Source organism: Roseateles flavus (assembly GCF_039872765.1).
GTDB classification, from domain to species: Bacteria; Pseudomonadota; Gammaproteobacteria; order Burkholderiales; family Burkholderiaceae_C; genus Roseateles_B; species Roseateles_B flavus.
Window position 1 is genome coordinate 120,120 of the sequence record NZ_JBDPZC010000004.1, and the last position, 22,964, is coordinate 143,083.

The window sequence follows — 22,964 nt, forward strand, 5'->3', positions numbered from 1 at the left end:
CCGGCGCCTGCGCCGGCGGGCACCGAGGCGGCTGCGTATCATGCCGGCCATGCCCGAGCTGCCCGAAGTCGAAGTCACACGCCGCAGTTTTGCCGACGCCATCCACGGGGCGACGGTGCTGGCCCTGCGCCTGGGCAAGCCCCTGCGCTGGCCTCTGGGCTGCGCCGTGGATCACCTGGTAGGGCGGCGCGCCGGCCTGGCCCAGCGCCGCGGCAAGTACCTCTGGCTGCCCGTGGGCGAGGAGGGCCTGCTGCTGCACCTGGGCATGTCCGGTTCGCTGGCCTTCGGTCGCGACCTCGGGCCCGCCGGGCCGCATGACCATTTCGAGCTGCAGACCGACCGCGGCCTGCTGCGCCTGCATGACCCGCGCCGCTTCGGTGCGGTGGTCTGGTCTACGGGGCTGGATGCGCCGCCCGTGTCCACGCTGCTGGCAGGCCTCGGCCTGGAGCCCTTCGATGCGCGCTTCACCGGCACCTACCTGCACGAACGCCTGCGGGGCCGGCGGGTGGCGATCAAGCAGGCGCTGCTGGTCGGGGACATCGTCGTCGGCGCCGGCAACATCTACGCCTGCGAGGCCTTGTTCCTGGCCGGCATCCACCCGGCGAGCCCGGCCGGCCGCATCAGCCGGCCCCGTGCGGAGCGCCTGGCCGGCAGCATTCGGCAGGTGCTGGCCCAGGCCCTGGAGGCGGGCGGCACTACGTTGCGCGACTTCAAGGACGCCCACGGCGTGGCCGGCAGCTTCCAGATGCAGGCGCAGGTCTACGGCCGCGAAGGCCAGGACTGCCGGCACTGCGGCACGGCCATCCGCCGCCTGGTCCAGGGCCAGCGCTCGACCTTCTTCTGCCCCCGTTGCCAGACCCGTTCCTGAGCCGATCTTGACGCCCACCCCCGACACCTCAGCCGCCACCGCCACCGCCCTGGCGCCCGACTTCGCCCTGCGCCTCGTGGCCTGGCAGCGCCAGCACGGCCGCCACGCCCTGCCCTGGCAGCAGACCCGCGACCCCTACCGCGTGTGGCTCTCCGAGATCATGCTGCAGCAGACCCAGGTGACGACGGTGCTGGGCTACTACCAGCGCTTCCTGGAGCGCTTCCCGACCGTGCGCGAGCTGGCCGATGCGCATCTCGACGAGGTGCTGGCGATGTGGCAGGGCCTGGGCTACTACAGCCGTGCGCGCAATCTGCACCGCTGCGCCCAGGCCGTGCGCGACCAGCACGGCGGTGCCTTCCCACCCTCGGCGGCGCAGCTGGCCGGGCTGCCCGGCATCGGCCGCTCCACGGCGGCGGCCATTGCCTCCTTCTGCTTTGACGAGCGTGCGGCCATCCTCGACGGCAATGTGAAGCGGGTGCTGGGCCGCCTGCTGGCCTTCGACGGCGACCTGGCCTCCAGCGCCCAGGAAAAGCGGCTCTGGCGTCATGCCGAGACCCTGCTGCCCGCCGCGGAGGCCGACATGGCGGCCTACACCCAGGGTCTGATGGACCTGGGCGCCAGCCTGTGCAGCACGCGCTCGCCGCAGTGCCTTCTGTGCCCCGTGCAGGACCTGTGCGAGGCCCGGCGGCGCGGCACGGCCGAGCAGTTCCCGGTGCGGACCCGCAAGCTCAAGCGCAGCCGCCGCGAGCACTGGTGGCTGTGGCTGGAGCACGAGGGCCGGATCTGGCTGGAACAGCGCCCGGCGCGCGGCGTCTGGGCCGGGCTGTGGACCCTGCCGCTGTTCGAGGACGAGGCTCAGCTGCTGAGCCAGGCCCGGCTGCTGTCGGCGCAGGCGCCGGAGCCGCTGCCCCGTATCGAGCACGCGCTGACGCATTTCGACTGGGTGCTGCACCCGCGCCGCCTGCCCCTGCAGCAGGCGGCCCGGCCGGGCGAGGGCGCCTGGGTGGCGCGCGAGGAGCTGCCGCGCTACGCCCTGCCCGCACCGCTGAAGAAGCTGCTGGGCTGATCAGGCCTTTCCCTAGGGCCAGGCGCGCCCAAACCTTTGATTGCGCCCGGCGAATGCGCGTATGCTTGCGCCCCGCCCGATCCGCAGGAAACGCCATCCACCATGAACGCCCAGGTCAAGAACGCCCTTGAGTCCGCCCTGCTGGCCGCACTGGTCTTTGCGGTGTGCCTGTGGCTGGTGCTGTCCGCCGAGGATTCGGGCAGCGCGGTGCGCGCCATCTTCGGCGGCATGGGCATGGGCGTGGGCTACATCGCCCATATCGCCTATGTGGGCGTGGGCCTTCACCGCGCCGGGCGTTCGGTCTGGCCCTGGACGGTGGCGATGGTGCTGATCCCGGGGGTGTCGGTGGTGGCGATGGTGCTGCTCAGCAGCGCCGCGGGCGAATCACCCGAATCGGCCGACGCCGGACAGCCGCCCCGCGCCCGCTGATCGGCGGCCTGGCGCCGGCCCGGGAGCTCAGTCCAGCAGGAGGATGCCCAGCGGCCGCACCGCCCAGGCCGTCAGCACGAAGCACAGCACGGTGAGCACGGCAGAGCCGGCCAGCGCGCCCCAGAAGCCCCAGCGCGAGAGCATCCAGGGGAAGGCCAGGAACATGGGCAAGGTGGGCAGCACGTACCAGAAGGTGTACCAGGCGTGGTTGGCGATGCGCTCGGCCGGCTGGCGCTCCACATAGAGCCAGACCAGGGTCAGCAGCGTCACCAGGGGCAGGGCCGCCACCAGGCCGCCCAGGCGGTCGCTGCGCTTGGCCAGCTCGGAGATGCCCACCACCAGGCCCGCGGTGATCAGGTACTTGGTGATCAGCCAGCTCAGGCTGCCCATGGCACTGGCGTCCCTTCGCGCGGGCTCACTTGGCGTCCAGCTCGCGGTGCCGCTTGAGCACCTGGCCGTGGTAGGCGAACTGCCTGCACAGGGTCTCGACGAGGTAGACCGAGCGGTGCTGCCCGCCCGTGCAGCCGATGGCCACGGTGAGGTAGCTGCGCTGGTCCGCCGAGAAGTTGGGCAGCCACTGGGCGATGAAGGCGCTGATCTGGCTGAGCATCAACCGCACCTCGGGCTGCGCTTCGAGGAAGCGGGCCACGGGCTCGTCGCGGCCGTTGAGCGGGCGCAGCTCGCGGTCGTAGTAGGGGTTGGGCAGGACCCGCACATCGAAGACGAAGTCGGCGTCGCTGGGCACGCCGTGCTTGAAGGCGAAGGACTCGAAGACCAGGGTCAGCGAATCGCCCGAGACCACGACGAGGTCCCGCACCCAGGCGCGCAGCTGGGCGGGGCGCAGCTGGCTGGTGTCGATCACGGTGGACTCGACCCGCACCGCCGCCAGCAGCTCACGCTCCAGGTGGATGGCGTCCAGCAGGGCGCGGTGCTCGTCCTCGCCGCTCTCGCCGGCCGGACCGGGCACGGCCGGGTGCTGGCGCAGCGGGTGCGGGCGGCGCGTCTCGGAGAAGCGCCGCATCAGTGTCTCAGTGTTGGCGTCCAGGAAGATGGAGCGCAGGGCCACGCCCTCGCTGCGCAGCTGCTTGATCAACGGCAGCAGATGGGGCAGGGAGCCCGCGCTGCGCACATCCACGGCGATGGCCACGCGGCGCTTGCCGCGCTGCTGCTCCAGTTTCAGGAAGTCCAGCAGCAGCTCGGGCGGGAGGTTGTCCACGCAGAAGAAACCGGCGTCCTCCAGCGCATGCATGGCGATGGACTTGCCGCCGCCGGACACGCCGGTGACCAGCACCACATCGCTCTGCTCGCGGGCCTCGGGCTTGGCTTTCTTCATGGCTTGGCCTTTCGTGGGCTGGCGGTGCCGGGCCGGGCGGCCTGGGCGGAGAGCTCCAGCATCTCCTGCGCATGGGCCAGGCTGGTGGACGAGAGCCGCTCGCCGCCCAGCATGCGGGCAATTTCGGCCACGCGCTGCTCGCCGGCCACGGGGCGGACGTCCGAGCAGGTGGCGCCGTCCTTCAGGGCCTTGGACACCACGAAATGCTGGTCCGCGCAGGCGGCCACCTGGGGCAGGTGGGTGACGGCCAGCACCTGGCGGTCGCGCCCCAGCTGCTTCATCAGGCGGCCCACGGTCTCGGCCACAGCGCCGCCCACGCCGGCATCGATTTCGTCAAAGATCAGCGTGCCCGCGCCGCCGCTGTGCTGGCAGGTGGTCACGGCAATGGCCAGGGCGATGCGCGAGAGCTCGCCGCCCGAGGCCACCTTGGCCAGCGGGCGCGGCGTGCTGCCGGCATGGCCCGCCACGAGGAACTCGGCGGACTCCAGCCCGAAGCTCTGCGGATCGACCTGAGGCAGCAGGGCGATCTCGAAGGCGCCGCCGGCCATGCCCAGCTGCTGCATGGCCTGGGTGACGGCCGCGGCCAGCTTGGGCGCAGCGGCCTTGCGTGTCTTGCTCAGCGCAGCGGCCTGGGCGTCGTAGGCCTTGCGGGCGGCGGCCAGCTGGCGCTCCAGGGCATCGAGGTCGGTCGCGGCGTCCAGGCGGGCCAGCTCGTCCTTCCATTCCCGCTGCAGGGCGGGCAGCTCGGCGGGCTGGCGGCGGTAGCGGCGCGCCAGCTGCACCCAGGCCGAGAGGCGCTCGTCCAGCTGCTGCAGACGTTCGGGCTCCAGCTCGGCGCCATGCAGATAGGTGCTGAGGGTATGGGCGGCGTCCTGCAGCTGGGCCTGTGCGCCCTGCAGGGCCTCGACGGCCGGGGCCAGGCTGGCGTCATAGCTCAGCACGTCCTGCAGACCGTCCAGAGCCTGCTGGGTGAGGGACTCCGCATTGATCTCTGCCTCGCCCAGGGCCTCCAGGGCCTGACGGGCGGCGTCCATCAGCGACTGCGAATGCGAGAGCCGCTGGTGCTCGCCGTTGAGGCCGTCCCATTCGTCCTCGCCGGGCGCCAGGCGCTCGATCTCGCCCAGCTGCCAGCTCAGGCGCTCGTGCTCGCTGGACAACTGGGCCTGCTGGCTGCGGGCGGTCTCCAGGGCCTCGTGGGCCTGGCGCCAGGCGGCGTAGGCCTGGGCCACGGCGCGGGTGTCGGCCTGGGCGTAGCCGTCCAGCAGCTCGCGCACGGACGCCGCACGGGTCAGGCCTTGCCAGGCGTGCTGGCCGTGGATGTCCAGCAGGTGGTCGGCCAGCTCGCGCAGCTGCGCCACAGTGGCGCTGCTGCCGTTGATCCAGGCGCGGCTCTTGCCCTGGGCGTCGATCACGCGGCGCAGCAGCAGGGTGTCGGACTCCGGCTCGAAGCCGCCTTCCTCCAGCCAGGCCATCAGCGTGGCGGGGCGGTCGAACTCGGCGCTGATCTCGGCGCGTGCGGCACCTTCACGCACCACACCGGCATCACCGCGCTGGCCCAGGGCCAGCTGCAGCGCATCAATGAGGATGGACTTGCCGGCGCCGGTCTCCCCGGTCAGGGCGGCGAAGCCGGTGCCGAAGTCCAGCTCCAGCGCGGGCACGATCACGAAATCTCGAAGGCTCAGGCGGCGCAGCATCGGGCGGGCTCAGTCGGTGGTGTCAGTCGGGGTGTCAGTCAATGAGGGAAGGGCGTTCAGCTCACGCCCTCGTACCAGCGCAGCTTGCGGCGCAGCGTGGCGTAGTAGCTCCAGCCCTTGGGGTGCAGGAAGGACACCTTGTGCGCCGAGCGCCGCACCGTGATGCGGTCGCCGTGCAGCAGGCTGGCGAGGCTTTGCATGTCGAAGTTCACGCTGGCGTCGCGGCCGGCCACGATCTCCAGGCTCACCTCGCCCAGGTCCGGCAGCACGATGGGCCGGTTGGAGAGCGTGTGCGAGGCGATGGGTACCAGCACCCAGCCGGCGATGCTGGGGTGCAGGATGGGGCCGCCGGCCGAGAGCGAGTAGGCCGTGGAGCCCGTGGGCGAGGCCACGATGACGCCGTCCGCCCGCATATTGGCCACGAACTCGTCGCCCACGTCCACCCTCAGCTCGACCATGGAGGCCGTGGCGCCGCGGCTCACCACCACGTCGTTGAGGGCCACGCCTTCGAAGATGATGGCGTTGTCCCGCCAGACCTCGCCTTCCAGCATGGCGCGCTGCTCGGCGTCGTAGTCGCCGGCCAGGATGGGGGAGAGCGCCTCGCGGAAGTGCTCGATGGAGATGTCGGTGATGAAGCCCAGGCGGCCCTGGTTGATGCCCACCAGCGGCGTGCCGTGGCGGGCCATCTCGCGGGCGAAGCCCAGCATGGTGCCGTCGCCCCCGACCACGATGGCCAGATCGCAGCGCTGGCCGAGTTCGTCGTTGTCCAGCGCGTCATAGGCGGTGATCCCCGTGTTGAGCGCCGTGTCGCGCTCCAGGGAAACCTCCAGGCCTTGACTGGCCACAAATTGGGCAATCTCCTCCAGGACCGGCCGGATGCCGCGTGCCTGGTGCTTGCCCACAATCGCCACATGTTGGAATCGTTTGGCCATGCGCAGAATTACACCACAGGGCTCCCGGGCCGAATGACGGGTTCGCCCATGTCCGTACAATGAAAACCATGCTCGACGAGCGATCCAAATCCCTGCTGAAAACCCTGGTCGAACGCTATATCGCGGACGGCCAGCCCGTGGGCTCCCGCACCCTGTCCAAGGCTTCGGGGCTGGAGCTGTCTCCGGCCACCATCCGCAATGTGATGGCGGACCTGGAAGAGCTGGGCCTCATCGCCAGCCCCCACACCAGCGCCGGGCGCATCCCCACGCCGCGCGGCTACCGCCTGTTCGTGGACACCATGCTCACGGCCAACCCCGGCCTGCTGGGCGCCGAGCCCATCGCCCTGGACGCCCACCTGCAACCCGACCAGCCCCAGCGCGTGATCACCAGCGCCGCCCAGCTGCTGTCCAATCTGTCCAGCTTCGTGGGCGTGGTGACCGCGCCGCGCAAGCCCAGCGTCTTTCACCACATCGAGTTCCTGAGGCTGGGCGAGCGCCGCGTGCTGGTCATCATGGTCTCCCCGGACGGCGACGTGCAGAATCGCGTGATTTTCACCGCCCAGGACCACAACCAGGGTGAGCTGGCCGAGGCCAGCAACCGCCTGAACGCGCAATACGCCGGCCTCAGTCTGGAGGCGGTGCGCGAGAAGCTCAAGACCGAGGTCGACGCCTTGCGCGGGGAGATCGCCCTCCTGATGAACGCGGCCGTGCAGGTCGGCACCGAGGCCAGCGCCCAGGAGGAGCAGGTCATCATCAGCGGCGAGCGCAACCTGCTGACCGTGCAGGATTTCAGCCAGGACATGAACAGCCTGCGTCGCCTCTTCGACCTCTTCGAGCAGAAGACCCAGCTGATGCGCCTGCTGGATGGTTCCAGCCGCGCCGAGGGCGTGCGCATCTTCATCGGCGGCGAGAGCCAGGTCGTGCCTTACGAGGAGCTCTCCATCGTGTCCGCGCCTTACGAGGTCGACGGCCAGGTGGTGGGCACCCTGGGCGTGATCGGCCCCACCCGCATGGCCTACGACCGCATGATCCAGATCGTGGACATCACCTCGCGCATGGTGTCCAACGCCTTGTCTCAGAAGTAGCCGGGCCTTCGAAATCCACCCCGTACAATCCGCGCTCCCGGCTCCCCGCCGGGTTGTCTGAAGGCGCCTCCCGGCGCTGAAAACACGGGGGCCGTTAGCTCAGTTGGTTAGAGCAGAGGACTCATAATCCTTTGGTCACAGGTTCAAGTCCTGTACGGCCTACCAATATCCATCGGGGTTCTCTCGATTTTTGGATTCCTCGGAAGCAGTTGGGAGCTGTCTACGCGGCGTAGACAGCGTGCGCTCGTTTCTGCATCGGAAAGCGGAGCGCCTTCCGTAGGGGGCTGCAGCGGTATGCGTATGCGCATATATGTTGTTGATTTATTCAGAGAAATTGTCCGCTAGTGGCCAGCATCGGCCGTAGTGACCCGGCAATTCCTGCGCCCAAGCCTGAGCGCCAAATCCGACTTGCACGGGAAGTCGCCGCCCTTGGACACAGCTGATGCCATTGCCGAATTCCGGAACGCCTGAGAGCCCTCCCGTTTTCTGAAAGCGGGCGACCCGCGCCCGGCGACGCGAGGCGCGGCGGGCGTCATACCGATTGTGCGGTGGCGCACTGTCAGGGGCTCCGGTCATTGGCAGGATCGGCGCCATGACAGCCCGCTACCCAGATGAACTGCACGCGACGGGCGCTCCACCGGATAACCCTGGCCATCCGAACCTCAGCGCTCCCGCGCAGGTGGCGCGCATGGGAACACGCCGGCATCGAGGCGAGGCCGCGGTAGCGACAGGGCGTTTGGGAACGCCAGTTGCCGGTCGGCGGTGAGGACAACGTTGGCGAAGCTCTACAGCCTCGTTCCCACCACGGAAACCAACGCGGCAGCGCCTCCGGACCAGATGCCGCGCCTGCACCTTGCCATCTTCCACGGAGGAGCCTTCCATGGTTACCTGCTGCCCCGCCCGCATCGCCCGTCCGATTCCCTACCTGGGTGACGACGGACGCCGCCGTGTCATTCCCTGCGGCCCTTGCCTGGTCGAGCCTCTGCCCGGCCACCGGGTTTCCATCATCTGGGGCGCCAGCGGCCAGCGCTGCACCGACCTGCGCTCAACAGACGTTCTGAACGCTCGTGCGGACGGCTGCCTGATTCTGCTGAGGTGAATCCAGGCTTCAGACGGATGCCAACGGCGGGCCCATGCTGGCCCAGCCCGACGCGAAGCCAGCCCTATCGCCCGCCCAAGGGGACGCCATAGACACGCCATCAAGCCCATCCTCGGCAAGGCCCGGCAAACTGGGCAGCCGGCCATCCGCCCTGCGAATCCTGGCCCGCCTGCTGCGGGACCTGCCTGTGCGTGCAGAAGTCAGGCAGCAAAGTGGACAGGCCCTGCGTGCAGGCTGCGGTGCCCCCATCTTTGCGCTGCTGCTGAAGGACACGGGACTGCTGCACCATCTGGTGACCACACGCCGTCCGCTGTCGCTGGTGGATGCGTACGTACTGGGTTCTCTTGATGTGGGCGGGGCCAGTATGTGGCGCTGACGCTCAAGGCGCACTTCGAACGGCTGACGATCCCCTGGCGAGACCGGCGGGCGCTCTTTGTTGGAACAGGCGCAACGGCAGAAGCTCGATCCACCAACCGCTACGTCTTCCCCGATGGCGAGTTCGACTGCCTCAGCAACCTCCAGCTCGGCATGGAGCGTGCCGGATTCGAGATCCACGATGTCGAGGCCTTGCGACGCCACTACGCACTGACCCTGCGTCACTGGGTCGCCCGGCTCGAATCCCGGCGCGAGCTCGCCGTTCGGGAGGTCGGCGAGACCTCTACGGCCCGGCGCACGATGGGGCCGCCACTGCACCCCAGCCTTGAGCGCAGTGGCAGCTCAGCAGGGGCACGCCGGACGCCCGGAGCCGCCGCCGTGACTCAGGGGCCGCCCGCCACGGGCGAGGAGGGCGCAGCGGGCTGTCCGCAGCTCAGCCGCGCCCGCTTGGCGAGATACATGGCCGCATCGGCGCGCGCCAGCAGCGTGTCCAGGTCTGCTCCGTCCTCAGGGCATCGTGCGAAGCCCAGACTGGCAGACGTGGTGATTCGATGTGCCGCCAGCTGCATGGGCGCCGCAAAGACCGCTCCGAGTTTGGCGTCGAGCACGGAAAGCTGCTGAGCGTCTGCGATACCCGTCAGCAGGCAGGCGAACTCATCTCCACCCAGGCGGCTGACCAGATCACCTGCCCTGAGCACATGCACCAGGCGCGCCGCCACGATACGCAACACATCATCTCCGGCGGCATGCCCGAGGCGGTCGTTGACCTGCTTGAAGTCGTCGATGTCCAACAGCAGGACGGCGTGTCCGCCCGGGGTCTGGAGCGCCCGGGTCGCACGCTCCCGGAACGCCGCCCGGTTCAGGAGGCCCGTCAGGTCGTCATGTTCGGCACGGTGCTTGTGCCGCTGCTCTCTGCGCAGACCATCGCGGAGCTGCAGCTCCAGACGATCGCAGTGGCGCTCAAGGACCCGCAGGTGCTGATGCGCCTCCTCCAGCTGCCGACGCAGGGAAGCCTCGGCTCCAGCCTCGGGCGGGAGGACGCCATGGCCAGCGGCGCCGTTCATGATCTTGCCGGAGTTCGAATCGATCATCATGCAGGCTCCTCCATCGAGTGGGCAAGCGGTACGAGGGTCACCCCTGGCGAGATCGTGCAGCGGGTGCAAAGCGCATGCCCTGTAGGTACATCTCACGGTCCTCCTCATAGCAGCTGCAGGACGCCTCCTGCAGGCCCCAACGATCCAGGACATCAACGCGACCACGCTGGTACTGAATCAGGCCGGCATCCTGCAGGCTGCCGGCCGCGACGGTCACGCCCACGCGACGAACGCCCAGCAACTGCGCCAGCAGCTCGTGTGTTGCCTGGAAACCGCGGCCATCTACCCGATCCAGGACCATGAGCAGACACCTGGCGAGCCGTGCCCGAAGCGAGTGGAAATGCAAGCAGGCCGCCATCGTGACCGTCGCCCTCATCTGAACCATCAGGTAACGCGACAGCAAGCGCCGCAGCCCGGGGTTCTCCAGCAGGGCTCTGCGCAGGGCTGTAGCTGGCAGGCGCCAGGCCTCTCCCCCTTCCTGCACCACAGCTCCCACAAGGCAGACTGCTTGGCCCAGAAGCAGGTGAGCCCCGACGGCCCCTTCTGCTCCAACCATGCCCAGCTGCAGCGATGCGTGGCATTCGAGTCTTGTGACCAGGCAGATGCAGCCTTGCAGGGGGAAGTGGATGCCACTGCACCGCTGGTTCTGAAGCGTGATGTCCTGGCCGGTGCGCAGTTGGACCGATGATCCGATGGGAAGCAATCGGCTCAGTTCCTGGGTGGGCAGGTGATCGAGCAGGTGGTTTGCATGCATGGCGCAGTGTGGTCCGAGTCGTGCAGCACCACTGTGCGCCAGCGCACGCATCACCTGGGCGTCGCTAGTTCCGTCCGGGCGGGCGCGGAGCCAGAAGCCGATCGTATTCGCGCTTGACCACGGCGTAGCATTCGCAGCTCCGACCCTCCAGACCTGGACGGTCGATCACCTTGATATGCCCTCGTGTGTACTCGATCAGGCCCTGCCGCTGCAGCTTCAGTGCCGCTTCCGTGACACCCTCCCGCCGAACACCCAGCATGTTGGCGATCAGCTCCTGCGTCATCACGAGCTCGTCCCCGGGAATGCGATCCAGGCTCAGCAGGAGCCAGCGACACAGCTGCTGCTCCAGGAGGTGGTGCCGATTGCAGACAGCGGTCTGGGCCATCTGCGTCAGCAGCGCCTGGGTGTAGCGCAGCAGCAGATGCATGCCCTCCGCGTACCGGTTGAACTCGGTCTTCAGCGCTGCTGCCCTCAGCCGGTGGCACCCCCCAGCGCTCTGCACCACGGCACGGCTGGGCGTAGTCTCACCCCCCATGAAAATGGCGACGCCGACCACGCCCTCGCATCCCACCACGGCGATCTCGGCCGATGCGCCATCCTCCATCACATAGAGCAAGGACACGATGGCGGTGGTGGGAAAGTACACGTGCGTCTGGGGGCGGCCGGACTCGTACAGGACTTGTCCCAGCTGAAGAGGGGTGTACTCCATCTGGGCGATCCAGCGCTCCTGCTCGCTGGGAGGAAGGGCGGCCAGCAGGTGATTCGCCAGTGGATCGCGGGGCTCTTGCGGTATCGCCATGGCGGCTCCTGAATCGCATGGATAGATGGGGCGGACACCCTCGCGCTTCGGAGCGCCGGCGTATGTGCGCATGCGAACATAGCACCGCAGCGGGCGCTCATGTCCCTGACCCGCTGAGACCGCCAACACGGCAAGCGTCGTGCCCGCCTGGTCTGCGACGCATGCCGCAAAGCCTCGATGCCTTGGGCTCCGGCATGTCGCATGGCATCGCCCGCCAGCACCAGGGGGCTCGGTTCGGTGCCACACCCAGGCGCCAGCGATCAGCGGGGCGCCGGCCCCTTGGTGCGGTGTCGAACAGACAGAACACGGCGGTATCCGCAGGCTGGGCGTTCGACAGCGGCAAGCGCTGCTGCCTGCACCTCCTCCTGCTCATGCGACATCCCCTCCCTCCCGCCCCTTCGACCTGCAGGTCTGCAAGCGCGCCCCGCCATGCGATTGCTGAACTTTGAGCCAGGGCCGGCGGTCTACCGCGCAGACTTCCTCCGCTATGCCACCACGCTGGCATTCCTGGGGCTGGCCCTGCTGACGCACCCGCTGGATGGCGCCCTGCTTGGCTGGATGGCGCCCTGCTTGGCTGGGTGGCGGCGGGCGTCGCAGCCTGGACGCTCCTGGAGTACCTGCTGCACCGCTTCGTGCTGCATGGCCTGAGCCCCTTCCGGGATTGGCATGCCGAGCACCACAGCCGGCCCGGCGCCCGCATTTCCGCCCCAACGCTGTTGACGGCCTGCCTGTTCACGCTTCTGCTGTTGCCCATGGGCTGGTGGCTGGGACGCTGTCCGGCCATGGCGCTCCCTGCTACTCCGGCAGCGCCGCTGGCACGCGCGGCACCACCAGCGGGTCTCGTCCGCCTGCAGCGATCCGCGCAGGCCCGGCCACTATGGGGTCACGAGTGCCCTCTGGGACCCCATCTTTCGTACCGGTGACCGGCGGTGGCCGCGCCCTCGACGCGGCGTCTGAGGCTGACTGTCTGATGGCGCACAGACGGGGCTGCCGCCGGCGCTGACCATGAGGCGACATCCCTGTGTCCAGCCATCGGAGTCTCCATGCTGCACTACGCCTTGCTCTTCTTTCTCGTGTCCCTCGTCGCTGGGGGACTCGGGCTCGTGGCCATGCCTGGTGAGGCGGGCAGCCTCGCCCGCCAGCTGGCCGTCGGGGCCAGCCTGCTGGCGCTCATGGCGCTGGCCCTGGGCCTGAGGTCGGGACGCTGAACCATGCGAACAAGCTGCAACCGCGTGGTCCCTGAGGCGCTGTGCGAGCATCTGCAGGCCTGCCGCCACACGCGAGGGGCCCGCCATCGGCTGGCCGGGGGCGCCCATGCCTGTCACGCCTTCCTCCGGCCGCGCCTGCATTCCTCGCTGCTGCTGCTCCTGCTGCTGGTCACGGCGGCCCTGTGGCTGGCCTGAGATCCCTGTTCCCCGGTCGAGCAGGTGCGCTCGACTGGCGATTGCTCGACCCCTCCGCCGGGCTCCTGGCCGAGCCCATCCGCGCGGAAGTCCTGGGCGGCGAAGGCTTCACGCAGCTTGGGCACCACCTCGCGCGCTCGCACGGCCCGCCGCATGAGCCGGGCTCCAGTTTCGCCTTCGTGCCCCGCCTGCAGGAGAACCTGCGCGTCCTGCGCCACGCGCAGCGTGTCCTCGCGATCCAGTCCGACGGACAAGCGGCAGAGGGGCCTGCCGCAGCCTGGCTACAAGACAACCTCCTGGATGTGATTGCCCAGACACAGGCGCTGCACATGGAGTTGCCGCGGAGCTACTACGAGGATCTGCCCGCGCTGCGGGTGGAGGGGCAGTCAGGGCTTCCGCGCATCTACGCCATCGCCTGGCACTACCTGGCCCATGCCGACGGAGAAGTCGACCTGTCCCTGCTGGGCGACTTGCTGAACGCCTATCAGCAGGTGCACCCCTTGCAGCTGGCCGAGCTGTGGGCGCTGCCCACGACCTTGCGCGTGCTGCTCACCGAGAACCTTAGGCGCCTCTCCGAACGGGTGGCTGCCGATGCCGCCGCCCGCCGTCTGGCGCATCGACTGTGCGATGTCCTCCGGCAGTCCGCCCCGGCCCAGGCACCGCTGGCCTGCTTCACCTGGATGAAGCAGCGCGGCACCGCCGACACCTTTGCGCTGCAGGTTCTGCAGCGGCTGCATGCAGACTCGGACACGGGCTCCGTGCAGGGGGCCGCGGGCCGGGAAGCCCTGCGCGCCTTGCTGGAGGCGGCATTGCCCGATCCCGCCGCGGCCCTGGAGTCCCTTCTGGCGCATGCAGCGGCTGACTCTCTCAGCGTGAGTCGCAGCATCGGTGCGCTGAACGAGCTGGCGAGAGCAGACTGGCGCACCATGATCACGCGGTGCAGCCCGCTGGTGCGGCAGCTGTCGGACTGGCCGCCCTTTGCCGCTGAGGACGTCCGGACACAGGATCGGACGCTTCACGAGATCGAGCGTCTGGCTCGGCGAAGCGCCTGCACGCAAGCGCAGGTCGCCGAGCAGCTGCTCGCACTGGCTACGCAAACGCCACCCGCACCCGACGGGGAACCGGTCGAGTCGCTGGGTTATTGGCTTGGAGGCCGAGGGGCCCCTCTCCTGCAGGCGCGCCTGGGCCTGCGGAGCCGTGCCGTGCGCCGCTCGCCGGCGATGCGCGTGGCGGCCCTTCTCACGGCCTTGGCCACACTGAGTCTCCTGCTCGCGCTGGGCTTCCTGCACGGCGCTCTCCAGGGCCCTGTGGGTCCCGGCCTGTGGCTGCTCCTGGCGGCGCTGGCCCTGTTCCCCGCCAGCGAGATCACGGGCGCCCTGGTCAACCGGGTGCTGAGCGAGTCCATCGTCCCGCAGCGTCTGCCGCGGCAGGCCTTCGAGACCGGCATCCCGGTCACCTGCCGTGTGCTCGTGGTGATGCCGGTCCTGCTGGACAGCCTCGACACGCTGGATGCACTTGTCCGGCAGCTGGAATGCCACCACTTGGCGAACCGTGAGGACTTTGCCCAGTTTGGACTCCTGGGGGACTTCGCCGATGCGACCTCAGCGGAGACCGGCGCTGACGCGGGGCTGCTCGCCCATGCGAAGGAGCGGATCCTGGCCCTCAACCAGCGACATCCCGGCGCCGCCGACGAGCCGCCGCGATTTCTCCTGCTGCAGCGCAAGCGACGCTGGAGCCCTGGAGAGGAGTGCTGGATGGGCTGGGAGCGCAAGCGCGGCAAGCTCGAAGCCCTGGTCTCGATGCTTGCCACGGGCGGCGCCTCCCCCTTCCTCGACCTCGGGGCGATGTCCCGATGTGCGGCAGGCACGCGCTATGTCGTCACCCTCGACGCAGACACCGTCATGCCGCCAGGCGCCCTGCGCGAGCTGGTAGCCGTGGCGGCCCATCCCCTGAACCGGCCCAGGCTGGGTCAGCGCCCCGGGGAGCCGGCTCGCGTGATGGCGGGTCACGCGATCCTGCAACCCCGGCTGCAGGCGCTGTGGCCTGCGGTGGCGGACGGCAGCCTGTTCCATCAGCTCTTCGCCGGCGCTCTCGCTGGCCACAACGCCTACGGCGGACTCGCCTCGGACGTCTACCAGGATCTTTTCCACGAGGGCAGCTTCTGCGGCAAAGGGCTGCTCGACGTGGCCGCCGTCCACCAGGTGCTCGGACAACGGCTGCCTGACGCCCAGATCCTGAGTCACGATCTGATTGAGGGCTGCATCGCGCGCTGCGGCAGCGTCAACGACGTGAGCTTCCTGGAGCCAGCGCCCCAGCATGCCGACGTCGCCAGCGCCCGTCTGCACCGCTGGACACGGGGCGACTGGCAATTGCTGCCCCTGATGCGCCAGCCCAGCCGCTACGGCCTGTCCCTGCTGGACCAGTGGAAGCTGATCGACAACCTCCGTCGCAGCCTGATTGCGCCGGCCAGTCTGATGCTGCTGCTGCTGGCACTGGGCGGCGCACCGCTGTCACCCTGGGCTGCCCTGGGCCTGGCCGCATGCGCCTTCGGTCTCGCCCCGCTGCTCGGTGCCGTCGCCGGACTGGCGCCGAGCCGGGATGACGTCGCCCTGGTCCCCTTCGGCCGGCAGGCGCTGCGGGAGCTGCTGCGTACTGCGCTGTCGGTCGCCTGGCACCTGGCCCTTTGGCTTCAGCAGGCCCAGCTCGCCCTCGATGCGATCGGGCGCACGCTCTGGCGCAACGGCGTCAGCCACAGGGGGCTGCTCGCCTGGACGACCGCTGCCGACGCCGAGCGGCGCGCCTCGCGCGCGCTGAGTGCTCAGCTCGCAGACAAGGCGCCCATCACGCTCCTGGCGGCCGGCCTGGGCGTCGCTCTGTGGGCGCTGGGAACGCCGGCGCCGGCGTTGAGCCTGGCGCTCTGCCTGAGCTGGGCCGCCACCCCGGTGTGGATCGCCCTGACCTCCCGCCTGCCAGCGCCCTCGCCAGCGCCACTCCACCCGGAGGATCGGCGCTACCTCCTGGCCGTCGCTCGGGAGACCTGGGCGTGGTTCGCCGACCAGGTCAACGAGCGCAGCCACCACCTGCCCCCGGACAACGTGCAGACCCTGCCGCGCGTCGTCGTAGCCCAGCGGACCTCGCCGACCAACATTGGCCTGTACCTGCTCTCTGCGACCTGTGCGCAGGCCTTCGGCTGGCTGACGCCACAAGAGCTGCTCTGCAGGCTGTGCGCGACGCTGGACACGCTCGAACGGCTGCCGATGGAGCGGGGCCACCTGATGAACTGGATCGCCACCGACACCCTCGAGCCGCTGATGCCGGCCTATGTCTCCACGGTCGACAGCGGCAATCTCTGCGGCCACCTGATTGCCGTGGCTGGTGCCTGCGAGGCGCTCGGCACGGCCCAGTGTCCCGAGGACCTGGAAGCAGAGGAGGATGGCGGGGAGCCGGCGGCACTGCGGCGAGGGTTTCTGGCGCAGGCCCGCCGCTGTCGGAATCTGGCCGAGGCGACCGACTTCGGCTTTCTGTATGACCCGAAGCGCCGCCTGCTGCACCTGGGCTGGCGAGTCGCCGAGCAGCGGCTGGACCCCGGTCACTACGACCTGCTGTCGAGCGAGTCCCGTCTTGCCAGCCTGTGGGCCATTGCGAAGGGTGACGTCCCGCCCGCACATTGGGCCGCGCTGGGGCGACCGTTCATGGCGGTGGGCTGCGACGTCGGCTTGCGATCCTGGTCGGGCTCGCTCTTCGAGTACCTCATGCCGCAGCTGGTGCTGGCCGAGCCGCCCGGGAGCGTGCTGGGATGCGCCGCCCGCCTGGCCATCGCCGAGCAGCGTCGCGATGCGCGGATGCGTGGCCAGCCCTGGGGTGTCAGTGAATCAGCCTATGCCGCCACCGATCGCACACTGGCCTACCAGTACGCCCCGCAGGGCATAGCCAGTCTGGCCCAGCGTCGCACCCCCGTGCAGGAGTCCGTGGTGGCCCCCTATGCCAGCGCGATGGCCGCCATGTGGGACGCAGCGGCCGCCACCCGCAACCTGGCCCGACTGCAGGCCCTGCACATGCGCACCTGCTGGGGCTTCTACGAGTCCCTGGACTTCACCCCCGGTCGCCAGCGAGGCGGCAACACCAGCACCCGCGTGCAGACCTACATGGCCCATCATCAGGGCATGACCCTCGTGGCCTTGGCACAGGTCCTGCTGGACGGCCAGCCCCGCCGGTGGGCGCTGTCGGATGCCCGACTGGCGGCCATGAAGGTGCTCCTGCAGGAGCCCGTGCCGCGGGAGGTGCCGCGGCGCCGGCGCGCCCCGCCGGACCTTCGGGTGCAGGACGAGGCGCCGGACACCGCACCGACGGAGCGCGCCGTCCGGCCCGGCGAGGAGGTGCTCGCGCGCACCCATCTCCTCAGCAACGCCGGCTATCGCGAGGCGGGCTCACCGGGATCTTCATGTCGCCCGGTCTACAGCGTGGCTTTGCGGGCCAACGGCGCGGGCTGGAGCCGCTACGGCGGCGTCGACATCAACCGCTGGCGGGACGATGCCCTGCGCGACTCGCAGGGGCACTTCCTCTACCTGCGCCGGCCGGGGGAGCCCGCGCCGGTGTCGCTGACACAACGTCCTGCGCCGTGCGCTCAGGCCGTCTACTCGGCGCGCTTTCTCCGCGATCGCGTGTGCTTTGACGCCCTCTGGCCCGATCTGCATGCGCGCTGCACCGTTTGGGTCTGCCCGGAAGATGACGTCGAGTTCCGTCGCGTCGAACTGTGGAACACCTCCAACCGCGCCCTCACGCTGTCGCTGATGTCGGCCTTCGACGCCAGCCTCAGCACCGCTCGCGCGGACGAGATGCACCCGGCGTTCGCCAAGCTGTTCGTGAATGCACGCTGGGACGCCGACGCTCAGGCACTCTACCTGGACAGGCGCCCGCGCACCGCTGACGAAGAGGCGCTGCACGTGGTTCACTTCATCGCGCAGACCGATGCCGCCGGGCCGGCAGGCGCGACCGTGCTCGCCGACCGGGCGCGCTGGCTGGGTCGACTGCATCCGGCCTGGGCTCCACGGGCCGCCTTCGATGACGCTCCCAGCCCCAGCGGTCCACTGGACACCGGTCTGGATCCCGTTGCCGCGATGAGCGTGCCGCTGACGCTCGCCGCGCACGGCACCGTTCAGTGCACCTGGGCCACGGCCGCGGCGACGGACATGGCCTCTTTGATCGCGCTGGTCGACCGACACCGCCAGCCCGGTGCCGTCGACCGGGCCTCGCAGCTGAGCGACACCCTGCACGGCCTGCGCCAGGGCGAGGCGCAGGGGGACGACGACGAACGGCGCGCGATCCAGGCGCTGACCAGCCTCCTGGTCCTGTTGCATTCCCGCCCCGTCCCTGCGGCGCAGGCCTGCGACCGTCGCAGCCTGTGGCGCCTGGGCTTGTCCGGCGAGCGGCCCCTGCTGGTGATCACGGTGTCCTCCCTGCCGGGCTTGCCCCTCGTGCAAACCCTGCTGAAGGCCCTGCGCAACTGGTCACAGGGGGGAATCGGCGTGGATCTCGTGCTGATCAACGGCGAACCCCTGTCCTACCTGAAGCCTGTGGCGCAGGCCCTGAGAGCGCTGACCGACGCCTCCGCGCTGGATCTGCTGCACGGGCCGGCGGCCAGCCGGGGCGGCGTGGTCCTGCTTGCCCTCGATGAGCTGGGGCCGGTCGAGAGAAGCACCTTGCACCTGCTGGCTCGCCTGAGATTGAACGCCGACGGGCGCCCGCTGGCCCGCCATGTGGCGGACATCCAGGCCTGGCATGAAAGCCTGCGCAACCCAGAGGTATCACGGATGGCTGCGCCACCATCCCCACCGCAGCGCCTATTGCCTCCACCGCGGCAGCGGCCCGATGAGGGCTTTCGCCAGAGCGATGGCGCCTATGCCTTCGCCACTTCCGACGACTCACCGCCCTGGCATCCCTGGGTGAACGTGCTGGCCAACGCCGATTTCGGCACGATGGTCTCTGAGCGAGGCGCCGGATGGACCTGGGCCGGGAACAGCAGGTTGAATCAGCTCAGCGCCTGGAGCAACGACCCGCTGACCGACGCCGCGCGCGAGCACTACGCGCTGCAGGACCTGGACACGGGCGAGGTCTGGCGGCTCGCCGGGGGTGATGGGCCGGACAGCGTCGAGCGCTACGTCCAGCACCAGCCCCAAGGCACCCGCATCGCCCTGGCCCTCGGCGACCTGGCGGTGGACATGGCGTGGCGGGTGGATGCCGTGTTGCCGCTGCGCCGCCTGCAGATCATCCTGAGCAACCACGGTGCCCATCCGAGGCGCTTGCGTCTGCTCGGGGCCATCGAATGGCTGATGGGGACCGTGCTGGTCGACCGACAGTCCGTGCTCACCACCCATGTCTCTCTGGTCACGCCCGACGCGCAGTCGCTCGACGCGTTGCTGGCGACACAGCTGGATGCCCATGACGGCGACGGCGGCAAGACAGCCTTCTGGGCCTTGCGTGCCTGCAGGCCCGTCGACGCAGGCCGGCCGCATGAGAGGGCGGAGAGCGCGGAGGGCGCGGGCGGGCCCGCGGGCGAGTTGGACTGGACCTGCGATCGCCGCGAGCTGATTGACCGGCAGGGGCGCCAGGCCTGGCCCTCGCGCTTCGAGGGGCGAGCCGGACTGGGCATCGATCCCTGCGCCGCGGCAGGACTGCGCCTGGCGTGCGCGGCCGGCAGCAGCTGCCATTTCGAGGTGCTGCTGGGGCACGGCGCCACGGCCGAGACGGCTCTGGCGCTGGCTTCGCACGCGCTGGCGGCGGCCCCCTCACCGCCGCACGCTGCTCTCGATGCGATCCAGGTGCACAGCCCCGACCCGCTCTTCGACGTACTCGTCAACCACTGGCTGCTGCACCAGGTCACCGCCAGCCGACTCTGGGGGCGGGCCGGGTTCTACCAGGCCGGGGGGGCGTTCGGCTTTCGTGACCAGCTGCAGGACGTCATGGCGCTGGTGGCCACGGCACCGCAGCTGGTGCGGGAGCACCTGCTCCGCGCCGCGGCGCGGCAATTCACGGCGGGGGATGTGCAGCACTGGTGGCATCCGCACAGCGGCGCCGGCGTGCGGACGCGATGCAGCGACGATCTGCTGTGGCTCCCTCATGCCACCTTGCACTACGTTGGCGCCACGCAGGACAGCGCGGTGCTGGAGGCACAGGTGCCCTTCCTCGAAGGGGCACCGCTGGCCCCAAGCGAGGACGACGCCTACACCACGCCGGAGCGCACCTCCGAAACCGCCACGCTGTACGAGCACTGCGCGCGCACCCTCGATGCCCGTCTGCAGGTGGGGGAGCACGGACTGCCGCTGATGGGCAGCGGTGACTGGAACGACGGCATGAACCGCGTGGGCGCCGGCGGACGCGGCGAATCCGTCTGGTTGGGCTGGTTCCTTTGCCGGATTGCCGCCGACATGACGCCGCTCGCCGCGCGGCGCGGCGAAATCGAGCGCGTGGCGCGATGGCAGGCGGCCGCGGAGGGCTGGCGTCTGGCGCTGGAAGGTCAGGCCTGGGCCGGCCATTGGTATGCGCGCGCCTTCTTCGATGACGGCACGGCGCTGGGCATGCCGACCGGCAGTGAATGCAGCATCGACCTGATCAGCCAGGCCTGGAGTGTTCTGTCCGGCGTCGCCCGCCCGGAGCGCCAGCGCCAGGCCATGGCGGCCGTGGAGCGCCTGCTGTGGGACCCCCAGTGGCAGCTGCTGCGCCTGCTGGACCCACCCCTGTCGCGGCAGCAGCCGGCGGCGGGCTACATCCAGGCCTATCCCCCTGGGGTTCGCGAGAACGGTGGCCAGTACGCCCATGCGGTCATCTGGGCGGGCATGGCCTGGGCGCGGCTGGGTTCGGCGGACGCGGTGTGGCGGGCCTGGCAGTGCTGCAGTCCGGCGCACCGAAGCGCCGACCCCGTGCTGGGGCCCCGCTTCGGCATGGAGCCCTATGCGGTGACGGCGGATGTCTGCAGCCAGCCGCCGCTGGCAGGACGCGGTGGGTGGAGCTGGTATAGCGGTTCGGCGGCGGGGATGTACCGGCTCGCCTTGGAGTCCCTCTGCGGCCTGGAGCTGAACGGCTCTCGCCTGCGCTTCGACCCGCTCTTGCCGAGCCACTGGCCAGCCGTTCACCTGCGCCTGCTGCGCCATGGACGGACCTGGCACTTCAGCCTGTGCCGCAGCGATGCCGCGCAGGCGATGGCCGAAGCCGCGTCCGAGGGGGCGAGGCCGCTGGCGGTGCGGGAATGGCTGGTCACCGAGGGGGCTGAGGGCGGCACGCGCTACCTCGTCGTGCTCCCGCCGCAAGGCCCTGCCTGAGCGGCCGTGGCCAGGAGCTGCTGCCATGTTCCTGCCCCTTGGGGCCGTGTTCGTCGGCGCTCTGCGCCTGTCTGTTGGCGCCAACAGAGCACGGGGCTCAAGCGAGGCAAGGACATTCCCACGGCCCGGCGTCGGCAGCAGCAGGGAAGGGCGCTGAGCCAGTACCTGGCCGAATCGGCCACGCGCGAGGAGGCGCTCTGGCTCGCGCACGCAAAGTCCGCCATGACCATGACCCAGATCGGACGCGAACTGGGGTTGACGACAGCGAGGGTGAGCCATTCGACATCAATATGGCTATGCCGAAGCTTGACGTTCAAGACGGTATCTGACCCCCCTGCTGTTTGATCCTCCTGTTTGCCCCCCTGTTTCGGACGCCTCACCCGCACACCCCCACCTTCCCCGTCCGCTCCCTCACCGCCTCACTCGTGTCCACCTCGCCAACCACCCCCTTGGCCTCGATCCGAAAGTTCCGGCGCTTGGGCGAGCGGGCCTGGTCCGTCGCGGGGGCGTCGCGGTCGCAGGCAATCACCCATCGCTCGCCCACGCGTGAGATGACGGTCACGTTCTCCAGCAGGCAGTGGCCGTCAGCGGGGCTGCTGGCTGCGGGGGCCGGGGTGGTGAGCACGCCCAGCATCTGCGCGGTGGCGCAGTTCTTGTCGTCCAGGGCGAGGGACACATTCGCCATCCGGATCGTGGACATCTGCATCACCCCGTTCAGCAGCTGATGCGATGAGCCCAGCGGCACGGCGATGCCCGCCAGGGTGAAGATGCCCACCCAGGCCAGCACGACGAAGGCGCGGGGCCGGCTGAGCTGCTGAAACGCACCCAGGCCCACGCCATTGGCTAGGGAGGCGAGCACGAAGCCGGCAGCGAGCAAGGCCCACAAGGCGGGCGCCTGGGTGTGCTGGGGAAGGTCCGACGCCGTCAGCAGCGTCAGGAACAGCAGCAGTGGGCCCACGCACATGCCGGCATAGGTGAGGACGAAGAGCAGCCGATTGAAGAAGGCCCCAAGCCGGCTTCCCGCCGGGGACTGAGCGTCCGATTCCGGCAAGGGATGGGTGGTGAACTTCCAGCACAGGATCCCTGCCGCGGCAGCGCTCACCGCGAGCGAGCCCCAGCGCAGCCACTCGCCGTTGAACAGGCCAGGCAGGGCCCTGGTGGCAAACCACATCCAGGCAACGGCCCCCATCACGAAGGAGAAGAGGAACACCCTGCGCCACTGTCGGGCCTTCGGCAACACCTGACCCTCGGCACTCCGCTGGAACCAGTGCTTGAGGTAGCCGTGGGGGTCTTCCGCCTGGAATGCCAGCGCCACGGCCGGCGGCATGACCCACAGCACCAGAAAGGCCAGCGCGGAAAACAGGGCAATCAGGGCGACGACGACGGCCAGGGCGCCCAGGCTCGACAGGCTGTCCAGGGGGATGGCGCCCGCCTTGATGAAGTACAGCGCGGTGATGAGCAGGCCCAGGAAGGTGCCGGCCTTTGCTGCCAGCTGCCCATGCGCTTCAAGCAGCTGCTGGGCCAGGCGAAGGCTCCGCAGCTCCGGCGTCTGCCCGGCTGGCGGGCCCGCCTGGGGGGACGATTCATCCATAGGCGCTGACTCCCTTGTGCAGTGAATGGTGGTGCGAGCGTAGCGCCGCCCGGGGCGCTCATCCAGCAGTGTCACCCGCCCCGCCGAACTGCTCCGCTGAATCCGCGCCCGCCGGCTTGGGTTAGCA

The 22,964-nt window shown here is 69.7% G+C and carries 16 protein-coding genes, 1 tRNA gene and 1 pseudogene; 10 read left to right on the forward strand and 8 right to left on the reverse strand.

Annotated elements, in window-relative coordinates; genetic code table 11:
* The first annotated feature begins 49 nt into the window (after positions 1 to 49).
* From mutM to ABDJ40_RS10455, 3 genes are all read left to right on the forward strand, one after another.
* On the forward strand, positions 50 to 868 hold the full coding sequence (gene mutM / locus ABDJ40_RS10445) for a bifunctional DNA-formamidopyrimidine glycosylase/DNA-(apurinic or apyrimidinic site) lyase (protein WP_347609390.1): 819 nt from the start codon (positions 50 to 52) through the stop codon (positions 866 to 868).
* A 4-nt stretch (positions 869 to 872) separates the two neighbouring features.
* Positions 873 to 1,934, forward strand: a complete 1,062-nt coding sequence (gene mutY / locus ABDJ40_RS10450; RefSeq protein WP_430765634.1) for an A/G-specific adenine glycosylase — start codon at positions 873 to 875, stop codon at positions 1,932 to 1,934.
* A 102-nt stretch (positions 1,935 to 2,036) separates the two neighbouring features.
* On the forward strand, positions 2,037 to 2,363 hold the full coding sequence (locus ABDJ40_RS10455) for a hypothetical protein (protein ID WP_347609394.1): 327 nt from the start codon (positions 2,037 to 2,039) through the stop codon (positions 2,361 to 2,363).
* 27 nt (positions 2,364 to 2,390) lie between these two features.
* Here the strand turns inward: ABDJ40_RS10455 and ABDJ40_RS10460 are convergent, their stop codons facing one another.
* Genes ABDJ40_RS10460 through ABDJ40_RS10475 form a run of 4 tightly spaced genes read right to left on the reverse strand, consistent with a single transcriptional unit; the run spans position 2,391 to position 6,322 of the window.
* Complete coding sequence (locus ABDJ40_RS10460; RefSeq protein ID WP_269630542.1) at positions 2,391 to 2,744, reverse strand: DUF3147 family protein; 354 nt, start codon at positions 2,742 to 2,744, stop codon at positions 2,391 to 2,393.
* 34 nt (positions 2,745 to 2,778) lie between these two features.
* A complete protein-coding gene (gene rapZ, locus ABDJ40_RS10465) occupies positions 2,779 to 3,696 on the reverse strand; it encodes an RNase adapter RapZ (RefSeq protein WP_347609396.1) in 918 nt (305 codons plus the stop codon).
* Positions 3,693 to 5,390: a DNA repair protein RecN gene (gene recN / locus ABDJ40_RS10470; RefSeq protein WP_347609398.1), complete on the reverse strand. Its 1,698-nt coding sequence runs from the start codon at positions 5,388 to 5,390 to the stop codon at positions 3,693 to 3,695. The genes rapZ and recN overlap by 4 nt, the downstream gene beginning before the upstream one ends.
* Before the next feature lie 56 nt (positions 5,391 to 5,446).
* Positions 5,447 to 6,322: an NAD kinase gene (locus tag ABDJ40_RS10475; RefSeq protein ID WP_183103798.1), complete on the reverse strand. Its 876-nt coding sequence runs from the start codon at positions 6,320 to 6,322 to the stop codon at positions 5,447 to 5,449.
* A 68-nt stretch (positions 6,323 to 6,390) separates the two neighbouring features.
* On the opposite strand from ABDJ40_RS10475, the gene hrcA reads away from it, so the two are divergent.
* The 4 genes and pseudogenes from hrcA to ABDJ40_RS10495 form a co-directional block, all read left to right on the forward strand.
* Positions 6,391 to 7,407 (forward strand): heat-inducible transcriptional repressor HrcA, encoded by a 1,017-nt coding sequence (hrcA, locus tag ABDJ40_RS10480; protein WP_269630209.1) that lies wholly within the window; start codon positions 6,391 to 6,393, stop codon positions 7,405 to 7,407.
* Between the two features lie 88 nt (positions 7,408 to 7,495).
* Positions 7,496 to 7,572 (forward strand) — tRNA-Ile (locus ABDJ40_RS10485).
* A 968-nt stretch (positions 7,573 to 8,540) separates the two neighbouring features.
* On the forward strand, positions 8,541 to 8,882 hold the full coding sequence (locus ABDJ40_RS10490) for a hypothetical protein (protein ID WP_347609401.1): 342 nt from the start codon (positions 8,541 to 8,543) through the stop codon (positions 8,880 to 8,882).
* A gap of 92 nt (positions 8,883 to 8,974) precedes the next feature.
* Positions 8,975 to 9,166, forward strand: a pseudogene (locus ABDJ40_RS10495) (class I SAM-dependent methyltransferase); the annotation flags it as partial.
* A 98-nt stretch (positions 9,167 to 9,264) separates the two neighbouring features.
* On the opposite strand, the gene ABDJ40_RS10500 reads toward ABDJ40_RS10495, so the two are convergent.
* The 3 genes from ABDJ40_RS10500 to ABDJ40_RS10510 all read right to left on the reverse strand — a co-directional run bounded on the left by ABDJ40_RS10500 (position 9,265) and on the right by ABDJ40_RS10510 (position 11,528).
* A complete protein-coding gene (locus ABDJ40_RS10500; protein WP_347609403.1) occupies positions 9,265 to 9,975 on the reverse strand; it encodes a diguanylate cyclase domain-containing protein in 711 nt (236 codons plus the stop codon).
* A gap of 37 nt (positions 9,976 to 10,012) precedes the next feature.
* Positions 10,013 to 10,729: a Crp/Fnr family transcriptional regulator gene (locus tag ABDJ40_RS10505; RefSeq protein WP_347609405.1), complete on the reverse strand. Its 717-nt coding sequence runs from the start codon at positions 10,727 to 10,729 to the stop codon at positions 10,013 to 10,015.
* Between the two features lie 64 nt (positions 10,730 to 10,793).
* On the reverse strand, positions 10,794 to 11,528 hold the full coding sequence (locus ABDJ40_RS10510; RefSeq protein WP_347609407.1) for a Crp/Fnr family transcriptional regulator: 735 nt from the start codon (positions 11,526 to 11,528) through the stop codon (positions 10,794 to 10,796).
* A 1,043-nt stretch (positions 11,529 to 12,571) separates the two neighbouring features.
* Here ABDJ40_RS10510 and ABDJ40_RS10515 point away from each other — a divergent pair.
* From ABDJ40_RS10515 to ABDJ40_RS10525, 3 genes are read left to right on the forward strand one after another with little or no spacing between them, the layout of a single operon-like run.
* Complete coding sequence (locus ABDJ40_RS10515; protein ID WP_347609409.1) at positions 12,572 to 12,736, forward strand: DUF1328 domain-containing protein; 165 nt, start codon at positions 12,572 to 12,574, stop codon at positions 12,734 to 12,736.
* A gap of 3 nt (positions 12,737 to 12,739) precedes the next feature.
* On the forward strand, positions 12,740 to 12,931 hold the full coding sequence (locus ABDJ40_RS10520) for a hypothetical protein (protein ID WP_347609411.1): 192 nt from the start codon (positions 12,740 to 12,742) through the stop codon (positions 12,929 to 12,931).
* Between the two features lie 41 nt (positions 12,932 to 12,972).
* The gene (locus ABDJ40_RS10525; RefSeq protein WP_347609413.1) at positions 12,973 to 21,246 is read left to right on the forward strand and encodes a GH36-type glycosyl hydrolase domain-containing protein; all 8,274 of its coding nucleotides are present in this window, start codon (positions 12,973 to 12,975) and stop codon (positions 21,244 to 21,246) included.
* 376 nt (positions 21,247 to 21,622) lie between these two features.
* Here the strand turns inward: ABDJ40_RS10525 and ABDJ40_RS10530 are convergent, their stop codons facing one another.
* Positions 21,623 to 22,837 (reverse strand): hypothetical protein, encoded by a 1,215-nt coding sequence (locus ABDJ40_RS10530; protein ID WP_347609415.1) that lies wholly within the window; start codon positions 22,835 to 22,837, stop codon positions 21,623 to 21,625.
* Positions 22,838 to 22,964: the final 127 nt, after the last annotated feature.

Coding starts and splice junctions, on each gene's coding strand:
- mutM (WP_347609390.1), top strand. CDS start 50: ATGCCCGAGCTGCCCGAAGTCGAAGTCACACGCCGCAGTTTTGCCGAC.
- ABDJ40_RS10455 (WP_347609394.1), top strand. CDS start 2,037: ATGAACGCCCAGGTCAAGAACGCCCTTGAGTCCGCCCTGCTGGCCGCA.
- rapZ (WP_347609396.1), bottom strand. CDS start 3,696: ATGAAGAAAGCCAAGCCCGAGGCCCGCGAGCAGAGCGATGTGGTGCTG.
- recN (WP_347609398.1), bottom strand. CDS start 5,390: ATGCTGCGCCGCCTGAGCCTTCGAGATTTCGTGATCGTGCCCGCGCTG.
- ABDJ40_RS10475 (WP_183103798.1), bottom strand. CDS start 6,322: ATGGCCAAACGATTCCAACATGTGGCGATTGTGGGCAAGCACCAGGCA.
- hrcA (WP_269630209.1), top strand. CDS start 6,391: ATGCTCGACGAGCGATCCAAATCCCTGCTGAAAACCCTGGTCGAACGC.
- ABDJ40_RS10490 (WP_347609401.1), top strand. CDS start 8,541: ATGCTGGCCCAGCCCGACGCGAAGCCAGCCCTATCGCCCGCCCAAGGG.
- ABDJ40_RS10500 (WP_347609403.1), bottom strand. CDS start 9,975: ATGATGATCGATTCGAACTCCGGCAAGATCATGAACGGCGCCGCTGGC.
- ABDJ40_RS10505 (WP_347609405.1), bottom strand. CDS start 10,729: ATGCATGCAAACCACCTGCTCGATCACCTGCCCACCCAGGAACTGAGC.
- ABDJ40_RS10510 (WP_347609407.1), bottom strand. CDS start 11,528: ATGGCGATACCGCAAGAGCCCCGCGATCCACTGGCGAATCACCTGCTG.
- ABDJ40_RS10515 (WP_347609409.1), top strand. CDS start 12,572: ATGCTGCACTACGCCTTGCTCTTCTTTCTCGTGTCCCTCGTCGCTGGG.
- ABDJ40_RS10520 (WP_347609411.1), top strand. CDS start 12,740: ATGCGAACAAGCTGCAACCGCGTGGTCCCTGAGGCGCTGTGCGAGCAT.
- ABDJ40_RS10530 (WP_347609415.1), bottom strand. CDS start 22,837: ATGGATGAATCGTCCCCCCAGGCGGGCCCGCCAGCCGGGCAGACGCCG.